The organism is Streptomyces sp. NPDC056948 (assembly GCF_042674225.1).
GTDB lineage: Bacteria > Actinomycetota > Actinomycetes > Streptomycetales > Streptomycetaceae > Streptomyces > Streptomyces purpurascens.
The window spans coordinates 1-11,769 of sequence record NZ_JBHUQX010000303.1; the positions used below are offsets into that span (position 1 = coordinate 1).

Annotated in this window: 10 protein-coding genes; 8 read left to right on the top strand and 2 right to left on the bottom strand. The window is 72.7% G+C overall.

The features are described 5' to 3' along the window. Positions 1–31 precede the first annotated feature (31 nt). A complete protein-coding gene (locus tag ACFTZL_RS31280) occupies positions 32–1,897 on the bottom strand; it encodes a helix-turn-helix domain-containing protein (RefSeq protein WP_382589398.1) in 1,866 nt (621 codons plus the stop codon). A 117-nt stretch (positions 1,898–2,014) separates the two neighbouring features. Between ACFTZL_RS31280 and ACFTZL_RS31285 the strand changes: the two genes are divergently transcribed. The 5 genes from ACFTZL_RS31285 to ACFTZL_RS31305 all read left to right on the top strand — a co-directional run bounded on the left by ACFTZL_RS31285 (position 2,015) and on the right by ACFTZL_RS31305 (position 7,866). Continuing rightward, positions 2,015–3,802 carry an FAD-dependent oxidoreductase gene (locus ACFTZL_RS31285; protein ID WP_382589401.1) on the top strand — a complete coding sequence of 596 codons (1,788 nt, stop codon included), beginning with the start codon at positions 2,015–2,017 and terminating at the stop codon, positions 3,800–3,802. Positions 3,803–3,868: 66 nt separating this feature from the next. Further along, the gene (locus ACFTZL_RS31290; protein WP_382589403.1) at positions 3,869–4,738 is read left to right on the top strand and encodes an intradiol ring-cleavage dioxygenase; all 870 of its coding nucleotides are present in this window, start codon (positions 3,869–3,871) and stop codon (positions 4,736–4,738) included. Continuing rightward, complete coding sequence (locus ACFTZL_RS31295) at positions 4,735–5,826, top strand: maleylacetate reductase (RefSeq protein ID WP_382589406.1); 1,092 nt, start codon at positions 4,735–4,737, stop codon at positions 5,824–5,826. Before ACFTZL_RS31290 ends, ACFTZL_RS31295 begins: the two co-directional genes overlap by 4 nt. 66 nt (positions 5,827–5,892) lie before the next feature. Continuing rightward, the gene (locus tag ACFTZL_RS31300) at positions 5,893–6,759 is read left to right on the top strand and encodes a GNAT family N-acetyltransferase (RefSeq protein WP_382589409.1); all 867 of its coding nucleotides are present in this window, start codon (positions 5,893–5,895) and stop codon (positions 6,757–6,759) included. Positions 6,760–6,852: 93 nt separating this feature from the next. Next, complete coding sequence (locus ACFTZL_RS31305) at positions 6,853–7,866, top strand: hypothetical protein (RefSeq protein ID WP_382589412.1); 1,014 nt, start codon at positions 6,853–6,855, stop codon at positions 7,864–7,866. On the opposite strand, the gene ACFTZL_RS31310 is transcribed toward ACFTZL_RS31305, so the two are convergent. After that, a complete protein-coding gene (locus ACFTZL_RS31310) occupies positions 7,830–8,873 on the bottom strand; it encodes an NAD(P)-dependent alcohol dehydrogenase (protein ID WP_382589415.1) in 1,044 nt (347 codons plus the stop codon). The genes ACFTZL_RS31305 and ACFTZL_RS31310 overlap by 37 nt on opposite strands. Positions 8,874–8,969: 96 nt before the next feature. Between ACFTZL_RS31310 and ACFTZL_RS31315 the strand changes: the two genes are divergently transcribed. From ACFTZL_RS31315 to ACFTZL_RS31325, 3 genes are all read left to right on the top strand, one after another. Beyond that, positions 8,970–9,563 carry a TetR family transcriptional regulator gene (locus ACFTZL_RS31315; RefSeq protein WP_382589418.1) on the top strand — a complete coding sequence of 198 codons (594 nt, stop codon included), beginning with the start codon at positions 8,970–8,972 and terminating at the stop codon, positions 9,561–9,563. 85 nt (positions 9,564–9,648) lie between these two features. Next, positions 9,649–10,491 carry an NAD(P)H-binding protein gene (locus tag ACFTZL_RS31320; protein WP_382589421.1) on the top strand — a complete coding sequence of 281 codons (843 nt, stop codon included), beginning with the start codon at positions 9,649–9,651 and terminating at the stop codon, positions 10,489–10,491. A gap of 140 nt (positions 10,492–10,631) precedes the next feature. Continuing rightward, positions 10,632–11,546: a YceI family protein gene (locus ACFTZL_RS31325; RefSeq protein WP_382589424.1), complete on the top strand. Its 915-nt coding sequence runs from the start codon at positions 10,632–10,634 to the stop codon at positions 11,544–11,546. Positions 11,547–11,769: the final 223 nt, after the last annotated feature.

The window sequence follows — 11,769 nt, forward strand, 5'->3', positions numbered from 1 at the left end:
GGAGATTTCCCGGCCCGCCCGAGCTGTTTGTTCACTCCCGGTATCCCCGCAACTTGCGGTACAGCGTCGCCCGGCCGATCCCCAGCGCGGCCGCCGCGCGTGCCTTGTTGCCGCCGTGGCGGCGCAGCGCCTCCAGGATCGCGGCGCGCTCGGCGTGCTCCATCGGGCTGAGGGGCCGCGCGGCCGGACCTTCGCGCACCGGGTCCGGGAGTTCGGGCCGGCGGACCGGGCCGGACATCCGCCGCTGCTCCGCCAGGGCCCGGACGACATGGGCCAGCTCGGTGACGTTCCCGGGCCACGGGTACAGCTCGAGCGCGCGCAGCGCGTCCAGGGTCCAGGTCAGCGGGGGCTGTCCGGGCGCCGGCCGTGGTGCGAGGACCGGCAGCAGTTCCCGGATGTCCTCGGCGCGTTCCCGCAGTGGGGGCAGGGTCACCGAGCGGGCGGACAGTTTGTCCAGCAGACGCTGCAGACAGGGGCCGACCTGCGCGCCGGGCGTGTACGTGACCAGGACACGGGCGTCAGGGCGCGTGTCGAGCAGGGAGTTGAGCGCGGCCACGCCCGGCTGTTCGAGGCGCTCGGCGTGCCGCAGCAGGAGCGGCCGGTCGGCCGGCCATTCGGTCAGGGCCCCGTCGAGCCCGGTGTCCTGCGCCGCGTCGGCGACCCGGACGGTGCCTTGGCCGAGCAACTCCCGGGCCAGCGCGGACTTGCCCGTGCCGCGCTCACCGGTCAGCAGCAGCGGCTCCGGGGAGCGCGCCAGTTCCGCCGCGCGCGCGACGGCGTGCCGCCACGGGACCGAGGAGCCGGTGAGGGTGACGGGCGGGCGCGGCGAGGACGGGGCCGACGGCCGGGGATCGCCGAGCGGTTCCAGGACAGCGACGATCCCGAGGACCGTGCCGTCGTCCAGACGCGCGGGAGTGATCCGCGCGGTGTACCCCGCTCCCTCGGTCACCCCCGCCCCACTCACACCGCCGTCTTCGAGTCGCGCGGTGAGCCCGCCGGGCAGGGCGGGCAGGGCGGTCCCTTCCGCCTCGCCCGCACCGACCCCAAGTCGCGCGGTGCACCCGGCTTCGCCCGTGTGCTCCGCCCCGCCCGCGCCGTCCCCACGCCGCACGCTCACGGCCGTACGCTCCAGCGCCTCGAGCACCTCCGGGGTCAGCAACCGCTGCGCCGCGTCGCTGACCAGCCGGTTGCGGCCGTCCAGGGCGACGACGGCCAGGTCCGCCCCACGTGCCCCGTCCGGCCCGGCCGCCCGCAGATACGCGTCCAGCAGTACCCGCTCGGCCCGGCCCGCCCGCGCGCGCAGTTCCGTCTCGACCGCGGCCGCGGCGGCCTCGGCGAGGGCCGCCTGCGGATGCGGCGTAGGCGTGGTGGTCAGCCGCGAGGCGACGGTCACCGTGCCGAGCGCCTGCGCACTCTCCGGGTCGAGCACCGGGACGGTGACCGCGGACACGTCCTGCCACCGGTCGAGGAAGTGCTCCGGCCCGTGCATCTCGGCACGGCGCCGGGTGCGCAGGGCGAGGGCCGCGCTGTTGTTGCCGACCTCCTGCTCCGACAGGACGGGGCATGTCTCGAGCCCGGGCACGCTCCCCGCTGTCCAGAGCACGCGCAGTCGCTCGTCGGTGAGGATGAGGAGCGACCTGCCCGCGCCCAGGGCGGGGACGATCCGGTCGAGCACCGGGCGGGCGGCGTCGAGCAGGGCCGACTCCACCGGTCGTACCGGACGAACTGCCGGTTCATGCAAGTCGTGCGGCACCCCGAAGAACCGCGCCCGTCGCCACGCCGCGGCGATCTCCTCCGGTACGCCGTCGGGCAACGGGCGCCCCGTCAGGAAGCGTTCACGGGCGTCGTACAGCGAGGGGAGGGCGGTGGCGGCGGGGGTGTGCTCTGTGGTGGTCACGACATGTCCACCGTATCCGGTGCCGTTGAACGGACAACCACTGCCGTGTCCGGAACGTCCGGCGCACGCGATGTCTCGTAATGAGACACCCGCCTCCCGCCGATCCCCTCCATGATCATGAATGGCCGAAGTCCGAATCCCCCCGCAGGAGCGCCCGTGTCCACCGTCGTCGAGACCGACGTCCTGATCGTGGGCAGCGGCCCGGCCGGTGCCTCGGCCGCGCTCGCCCTGAGCACCTACGGCGTGCCCAACCTCGTGGTGACCCGCTACGCGAGCCTCGCCGACACACCCCGCGCGCACATCACCAACCAGCGCACCATGGAGGTGCTGCGCGACCTCGGCGTGGAGCAGGACGTCGTCGCGCAGGCGACCCCGCAGCACCTGATGGGCAACACGACCTTCTGCACCAGCCTGGCGGGCGAGGAGCTGGGCCGGGTGCGCTCCTGGGGCAACGACCCGCTCGTCCAGGCGGAACACGAACTCGCCAGCCCCACCCGCATGTGCGACATGCCGCAGCACCTCATGGAGCCGGTGCTCGTGGACGCGGCCGTCGCCCGTGGCACCCGGCTGCGCTTCGAGACCGAGTACCTCTCCCACACCCAGGACGCGGACGGCGTCACGGCCACCGTCCGCGACCGGCTGCGCGGGGACACGTACGAGATCCGCGCCAAGTACCTGATCGGTGCCGACGGCGGACGGTCGAAGGTCGCCGCGGACGCCGGGCTGCCGATGGGCGGCCAGATGGGCGTGGCCGGCAGCGTCAACATCGTCTTCGAGGCGGACCTGACGAAGTACACCGCCTACCGTCCGTCCACCCTGTACTGGGTCCTCGCGCCCGGCGCGACGGTCGGCGGCATCGGCGCGGGACTGGTGCGCTGCGTCCGGCCCTGGAACGAGTGGCTGATCGTGTGGGGCTACGACGTCACCGCGGGCGCCCCCGATCTGACCACCGCGTACGCGGAGTCCGTCGTCCGCCAGCTCGTCGGCGACGACGACATCCCCGTGACCATCAAGTCGTCCTCCGCGTGGACGGTCAACGAGATGTACGCGGAGAGGTACGCCAACGGCCGCGTCTTCTGCGCAGGCGACGCCGTGCACCGCCACCCGCCGTCCAACGGCCTCGGCTCCAACACCTCCATCCAGGACGCCTACAACCTGGCCTGGAAGCTCAAGCTCGTCCTCGACGGCGCCGCCGGGCCCGCTCTGCTGGACTCCTACACCGCCGAGCGTGCCCCCGTCGGCAGGCAGATCGTCACCCGGGCCAACCAGTCCATCCGCGAGACCGCCCCGGTCTTCGAGGCCCTCGACGGGCTCTCCCCGCAGACCCCCGAGCAACTGTGGGCCAACATCGCCGCCCGCAAGGACGCCACCGAGGCCGCCGAGAAGCAGCGCGCCGAGCTGCGCGAGGCGATCGCCTTCAAGGTGTACGAGTTCAACGCGCACGGCGTCGACCTCAACCAGCGCTATCCCGCCGAGAGCTCTGCCGCGATCGTCCCGGACGGCACGCCCGACCCCGGCTTCGCCCGCGACCCCGAGCTGTACCACCAGCCGTCCTCCCGCCCCGGCGCCCGGCTCCCGCACGCCTGGATCACCTCGGGCACCCGCACGCTCTCCACCCTCGACACGGTCGGCCGGGGCCGCTTCACGCTGCTGACCGGCATCGGGGGAGAGGACTGGGTGCGCGCGGCCGAGGCCCAGGACATCGAGATCGCCACCGTGGTGATCGGTCCCGGGCAGGAGTACGAGGACCCGTACGGCGACTGGGCGCGGCTGCGCGAGATCACGGACACCGGCGCCCTCCTCGTACGCCCCGACGGCTTCGTCGCCTTCCGGCACGCGTCCGCTGCTCCGGACGCCGGAGAACTGCTCGCGGACACGCTGCGGCGGATCCTCGGTCACGCCTGAGCGCGCCATCATGGAAGCAGCGGACGCCATCAGGGAAGAAACGGACGTCGACGACGAGGAGCCGGGATGACCACCGACGCGACCGGGGCCGACGTCACCGAGCAGGCCCTCGCCAGCCTCCGCGCGACCGCCGACCCGCGGCTGCGCGAGCTGCTCACCGGACTCGTCCGCCATCTGCACGACTTCGCGCGGGAGACCCGGCTCACGCAGGAGGAGTGGGAGAGGGCGATCGCCTTTCTGACGGCGACCGGGCAGGCCTGCACCGACACCCGGCAGGAGTTCATCCTGCTGTCGGACGTGCTCGGCCTGTCCATGCTCGTGGAGACCGTCCACGGCGACCGTGCGCCCGGGGCCACCGAGTCGACCGTGCTGGGCCCCTTCCACATGACCGAATCGCCGGTCCGTGAACTCGGCGACGACATCGACCTGGTGGGCGGCGGCGCGACGTGCGTGGTCAGCGGCCGGGTGCTGGCGCGGGACGGCACACCGCTGCCCGGCGCCGTCGTCGACGTCTGGCAGGCCGACGACAAGGGCTACTACGACGTCCAGCAGCCCGGCGTCCAGCCCGCGGGCAACGGACGCGGTCTGTTCACCGCCGACGCCGAAGGCCGCTTCTGGTTCCGCACCTGCGTTCCGGCCGCGTACCCCATCCCCACCGACGGTCCGGTCGGCGGGCTGCTGCGCGCGACCGGGCGGCACCCCTACCGTCCCGCGCACATCCACTTCATCGCCACGGCCGAGGGACACACGCCCGTCACCACCCACATCTTCGTGGCGGGCGGGGAGTACCTGGACTCCGACGCGGTGTTCGCCGTGAAGCAGAGCCTGGTCCAGGACTTCGCGGAGACCGACGACCCCTCTCTGGCAGGGAAGTTCGGTGTCCCGAACCCCTTCCGGCTCGCCCGCTTCGACCTCGTACTGGAGCCTTCCGCATGACGTTCCGGAGCGAGTTCTCGTACGAGACCCGGCCCGTGCGGGTCGTCTTCCGGCCCGGCGCGGCCGTCACCGCGACCCCGGACGAGGCCGCGCGCCTGGGCCTGCGGCGGCTGCTCGTCGTGTGCGGCAGCAGGGGCGAAACGGTCGCCCGCGCGGTGGCGGACGCGCTCGGCGACACCTGCGCGGGGCTGCACGCCGAGGCCCGGATGCACGTACCCGCCGAGGATGCCGACCGGGCCGTCGAGGCGGCGCGCGCGGCCGGGGCGGACGGGTGCGTCGCGGTCGGCGGCGGCTCCGCGATCGGGCTCGGCAAGGCCATCGCCCTGCGCACCGGGCTGCCGCTGATCGCCGTGCCGTCGACCTACTCGGGTTCCGAGATGACGCCGGTCTGGGGCCTGACCGAGCACGGTGCCAAGCGCACCGGCCGTGACCCGGTCGTCCAGCCCCGCAGCGTCGTCTACGACCCCCGGCTCACCCTCTCCCTGCCCGTGCCGCTGACCGTGACCAGCGGCGTCAACGCGCTCGCGCACGCTGTCGAGGCGCTGTACGCCCCGGACGCCTCGCCGTTGGTCTCGGTCATGGCCGAGGAGGGCGTGCGGGCGATGGCCGGGGCACTGCCGCACCTGGCCGCCGACCCGCAGGACCTGGACGCGCGCAGCCGGGCGCTGTACGCGGCGTGGCTGTGCGGCGCGTGCCTCGGCGCGACCACGATGGGGCTGCACCACAAGGTGTGCCATGTGCTGGGCGGCACGTTCGGGCTGCCGCACGCCGAGACGCACACCGTGGTGCTGCCGTACGCCCTGGCCTACAACGCCCCCGCCGCCCCGCAGGCGTTGACCGTACTGGGGCGGGCCCTCGGCACCGACGACGTGCCGCGCGCCCTGTGGGAACTGGCCGGACGCCTCGGCGCACCGCGGTCCCTCGCCGAACTCGGCCTCACGGAAGCCGACATGGCACCGGCGGCGGCCCGGGTCGCGGGCGAGCCGTACGCCAACCCGCGCCCGGTGACGGCGGACGGGGCCCGGTCCGTGCTGCGGGCGGCGTACGAGGGAGGGCCGCCGGAGCCCGCCGGGGGAACCACCGTCTAGGCCGGGTCCCCCCGCCGGTCGGAAACCGGGTGCGGACTGTCGGTGCCGTGGTGTGTGATCGGGGGCATGGCGATTGTCTTGGGCGAGCCGGGAGTCGACGGGCTGAGTGAGGCCGTGCGTGTGCTGCGGGAGTGGCAGGACGACGGGGCGCCGATGCAACTGCATCCGGGCGACCTGGGCTGGTTCTGGCGGTCGGGCGCGGAAGCGACCGCCGCGGCGGTCCGGACCTGGAGCCGGGACGGACGGATCCTCGCCGTCGGGCTGCTGGACGGTCCCGGGCTGCTACGGCTGACGATCGAGCCCGCCGCCCATCGGGACGAGGAGCTGGCACAGCAACTGGTCGTGGACGTGACCGAGCCGGAACGCGGCGTGTTGCCCGAGGGGAAGGCGAACGTCGAGGCACCGGTGGGCGCACTCGTCCAGGACCTGCTGTCCGAGCACGGCTGGAACACCGACGAGCCGTGGACCCCACTGCGCCACGACCTCACGGAGCCGGTGAAGGACCCGGGCGTGCGGACCGAGGTGGTCGGGCCGGAGCGGGCGCAGGTGCGGACCGCCGTGCAGCGAGCGTCCTTTGACGGGTCGAGGTTCACGGACGAGCACTGGCACGCGATGGCGGCCGGACTGCCGTACGCCGACGCCCGCTGTCTGGTCGCCTACGACGACCGGGGCAACGCGGTGGCGGCCGTGACGGTGTGGTCGGCCGGTCCGGGGAAGCCAGGACTGCTCGAACCGATGGGCGTGCACCGGGAACACCGCGGGCACGGCTACGGCAAGGCGATCACCGTCGCCGCGGCGGCCGCACTCCAGGAACTGGGCTCTTCGAGCGCGCTCGTCTGCACCCCGAGCTCCAACGTCGGCGCCGTCGCCACCTACAAGGCGGCCGGCTTCCGGCAATGCCCCGAGGTCCGGGACCGATACCGGCCCGCCTAGGCCCTGTCCGGGAAGGTCCCCGGGAACCCCACGCGCCCGGCGCGACGTCCTGGATCTTGTCACCACAGATCCGCACGGAGGTCAGCCCAGGTCATGGCACACGACGGAAACCAGTCGACCGACGGCATCGGCGGGGCGCTCGACGTCCTCAGAGGCCACCGCCGAGCGCTGTACGGCTTCACCCTCCAGGTGTCTGTCCTGACAGCCGTGCTCGGCTGCGCGATCGTGGCCGGCGGATTCGCGGCGGCCTGGGACGCCTTCGAGAACGTCCGGGACTACGCGGACCGCAACATCGCCAACGAGGACTCCTACGTGGCCTACGCCGACGGCGGCATGGACCCGCTGAGGAGCGTCGGTCTCGTGGTGACGCTGCTGCTGCTCGTCCTGGGGCTCCTCGTCGTCTCCGTCCTGCACACCGCGTACGCCGTCGGCGACTCCCACGCCAGGCGCGAGGGCGGACCGCTGACCGTCCGCGAGTTGTGGCGGCGCACCCGTCGGCGCCTTCCCGCCGCCGTCGTGGTCAACGCGCTGACCGGGGTGGCCGTGGGCGCCGTAGCGGCGGTGGGTCTGGTGTGGTGGGCCCTCGTCGAGAGCCGCGAGGTGCCCGGCGTCGAGCCGACACCCCTGAACGAGACCGCGACCTGGCAGTACACGCTGGTGGGCTGGGTGCTGCCGATCGCCATCGGGTGTCTCGGTCCGCTGCTGTACTCCCGCCTGGCGGTGGCCACCGCCGAGACGGTGCTGGAACGCCGTTCCCCGTTCGCGGCGTTGTACCGCTCCTGGGTGCTGACCCGCCGCGCACGATGGCGCGTCCTCGGCGTGGGCACGCTGGTCACCGCGGCCGCCGTGCTCGTCTTGTGGCTGGCCCCATACGCGGCCGCTCCCCTCACGCACCCCGCCGGACTCGGCATGCTGTGGCTCAGCGACGACAACGTGTGGATCACCGGCGTGCTGGTGAAGATCCTGCCCACAGCCGTGGCCCTGCTCCTGCTGCCCCCGCTGGTCATGCCGCTGGTGTGCGCGGTGTTCGCCCGTCTCCACGGGGATCTGCGCGCTCGTGAGGAGGCCGTTCAGTCCAGGTCGGACATGTCGAGTACGAAGCGGTAGCGGACGTCGTTGCGCCCGAGACGGTCGAGGGCCTCGTTCACTCGTGCCGAGGGGAGCAGTTCGATGTCGGCCGTGATGCCGTGCTCGGCGCAGAAGTCCAGCATGGCGGCGGTCGCGGGCGTGCCGCCGCTGCCCGCGGAGCTGAGCTTCTTGCGCCCGACGAGCAGGTCGGTGGTCTCCACGGTGACGGGGCCCAGGTGCCCGAGGTGGCTGAGCGTCCCGTCCATGGCGACCAGGCGCAGGTAGGGGCCCAGGTCGTGCGGGGCGGAGATGGTGTCGATGACGATGTCGAACCGGTCGCGGGCGTCGGCCATCTGTTCCGGGTCCGTGGAGACGATGAGACCGTGGGCGCCGAGACGACGGGCGTCGTCGGCCTTGTCCGGTGAGCGGCTGATGGCCGAGGTGTCGGCGCCGAGCGCCACAGCGATCTTGACCGCGAGGTGGCCCAGGCCGCCGAGTCCCGCCACCGCCACGCGGGTTCCGGGCCCTGCCCCGAGGGCGCGCAGCGGCTCCCAGACCGTGATCCCGGCGCAGAGCAGGGGAGCGGCGGCGGCCGGATCCAGACCGGAGGGAAGACGGTGGGCGAAGCGGTCGCGGACGACGTACTCGCGGGAGTAGCCCCCCAGCGTGGCCGATCCGTCGTGCCGGTCGGTGCCGTTGTAGGTCAGGGTCGGGAAGGCGTGGCAGAAGTTCTCCTGGCCGGCCCGGCACAGGGCGCACTCGCCGCACGAATCGACGATGTTGCCGACCGCGACCGGGTCGCCGACGGTGAAGCGGGTGACCGCGGGTCCGGTCTCGGTCACCACGCCCGTGAACTCGTGCCCCGGCACCAGGCGTCGGTCTCCTTCGCCGTCCCGGGCGCTGACGGCGTGCAGATCGGTGTGGCAGACACCGCAGTAGTCCACCCGGACCGCGAGGTCGTCGGGGCGCAGGTCGCGCCGTTCCAGTGGCGCCCGCCGCAGTGTCGGGGACGGACCTTCCGCCTGCCAGCCAACGGTGTTCCTCATGACGCCTCCCCATAGACAGACTGGTTGGTCTATTTGAGCGTAGGGTCATCTCGCCCGCCAGGCAAACCAACCGTTCTGTTTGGTAGCGTGACGGGCATGGCTGATCAGCCCCTGACCTCGCGCGGAGCCGCGACGTACCAGCGCATCCTCGATGTGGCGACCCAGGAGTTCGCCGAGCACGGGATCGCCGGAGCGCGCGTCGAACGGATCGTGGCCGCCGCACGCACCAACAAGGCGCAGCTCTACGGCTACTTCGGCAGCAAGGAAGGGCTCTTCGACGCCATCTTCTTCGGCTCGCTGGAGCGGATCGTGAACGTCGTCCCGATCGACGCCGCCGACCTCGCGGACTGGGCCGTACGTCTCTACGACGAGTATCTCCGCCGCCCCGACCTCATCCGGCTGGCCACCTGGGCACGCCTGGAGCGACGCCCGGCCGGCCACCTCGTCGACGACCCCGACCGCCTCGAGGACCACAAACTGCGCGTCATCGCCGAGGCCCAGGCCGCCGGTCTGGTGCGCCAGGGAGACCCGTTCGACGTGATGGCCATGGTGATCGCGATGTCCATGGCCTGGTCGCCGGTCAGCAATGTCTACGCGGCGACCGCACAGGAGCCCCCCGAGCTGCACGAACAGCGTCGCGCCCTGCTCCACGAGAGCGTCCGCCGCGCGATGACGGCCGACCGAGGCTAGTTCCGCCCCTCCAGCCGGACTTCTCCGACGAGAAGCCCCTGGCTCGCGGACAGAAGGTGACCGCAAGGGTTCCTACCGTCGTGACATGACGCAGACGCAGAAGATTCTTGTCACCGGCGCCACCGGAACCGTCGGCCGCCAGGTGGTCGCCGAACTCCTCGCCCGGGGCCACGCGGTCCGCGCCCTCACACGGGACGCCGCGAAAGCCGCCTTCCCGGCCGGTGTCGAGGTCGTCGAGGGCGACCTGACCGACCCCGGCAGCCTGGCCCCCGCCCTGGAGGGGATCACCGGCCTCCATCTGATCACCTTCGGCGGGGCCGCCTTCACCCCGCTGGAGACCGGCCCCCGGATCCTGGAACTGGCCCGCTCGGCCGGGGTCCGCCGGATCACCGTGCTGCACGGCGGCGGGCCCACCCCGCTGGAGGACGCGGTGCGCGGCGACGACGGAGTGAGCTGGACCGTGCTCATGCCCGTCGAGTTCATGGCCAACGCCCTGGAGTGGGCGGACGGGATCCAGACCGCGGGCGAGGTACGGGAGCCGTTCGTCGCACGGCTGAGCGCCATGGTCCACGAGGGCGACATCGGCGCCGTCGCCGCGGTCGCGCTCACGGAAGAGGGCCACGCGGGCCAGGAGTACGTGATCACCGGCCCCGAAGTGCTCACCGTCGGAGACAAGGTGACAGCCGTGGCCGCCGCGGCCGGCCGGGAGATCGCCCTGGTCGAGCTGACCGAGGAGCAGGCCGTCGCCCAGTGGCGGGCGGCGTTCCTCCCCGAGGACGTGATCGGCTTCCTGCTCGAGGCGTACGGGAACACACCGGAGGTGGGCCGTACGGTGTCCGGCACCGTCGAGAAGGTCACCGGGCGCCCGGCCCGCACCTTCGCCCAGTGGGCCGGCGAACACGCCGACGTTTTCCGGAAACAGGCCTGACTGTCTCGTATTGAGACACCCGTCCCGGAGCCCGGTGCCGCAAGATCGAAAAGGGGGGTGTGACCGCAACAGGGTGCGGCCGTCGTCGTGCGCTGAACCGCCGCGCCCACGGCCGTGCCACCTGATGAAAGGTGAACATCATGGCCCTCGCACTGCTCCGGCGCCGGCGGCTCAAGGGCGCCTCCGCCGCGGCGGCGGGCCTCGCGCTCCCCCTTCCGTCCGGCGCGGGTGCCGTGGCCCGTGAGGTCGTGGACCCGATGGGCTCGCCCCTGGCGGCCGCGGACGTCACCGTCACCGCCCTGGACACCCACCGGGTGGCCGCCCGCGGGACGACCGACCCGTACGGCTACTTCCTCGCCGCGCTGCCGCCCGGCCGGTACAGCCTGATGGTCGCGGCGCAGGGCCTGCGGCCGCACCGCGAGACGATCGAGATCGGGGCGGACACGTCGACGCCCACCGAGCGCGTCTGGCTGCAACCGGCCGAGGCCCTCCAGCTGCCGGCGCCCGGAACCTGGCTCTTCGACCCGCCGCACACCGCGATCCGGTTCATCGCCAAGCACGTCGGCATGGCGAATGTCCACGGCCGCTTCGAGCGTTTCGAGGGCGGGATCGGGATCGCGCAGGACATGGCCGACTCCCGGGTGTCCGTCCGCATCGACGCCTCCAGCATCACCACCGGCAACACCACCCGCGACAACCACCTGCGGTCCGCCGACTTCCTCGACGTCGAACGCTTCCCGTACATCGACTTCACGAGCACCCGCTTCGCCTACCGCGGCGGCAGCAAGTGGACGCTGATGGGCTCCCTCACCATGCACGGCGTGAGCCGCTCCGTAGCGCTCGACACGACGTATCTCGGCACGGTGAACGGCGGCTACGGGCAGGAGCTGCGCTGCGCGGCCCTGGCGACAGCGGAGCTGCACCGCGAGGACTTCACCCTCAACTGGCGCTCCATGCTGGCCCGGGGCATCGCGGTGGTCGGGCCGACGGTCCAACTGGAGCTGGACATCCAGGCGATGTACCGGACCCACGACACTCCGACCCCGCCGGAATAATCACTGGCCCGATTCCACCCGCCCTCCCTACACTCACGGAGTACCCGGCGCCGCCCACGACATGAGCGGCGCGTGCCGTCGTGACGAACGAAGGGAGACCGCCATGCGTGACCACACCGCTGTCGCCGTCTCCCTGCCGCGCTACGAGGTGATCCTCGTGTCCTCGTCGCTCCGGTGCCGCTGCGCGGCGGGCACCGGATGACCGGGCCGAACGTCTGAGAAG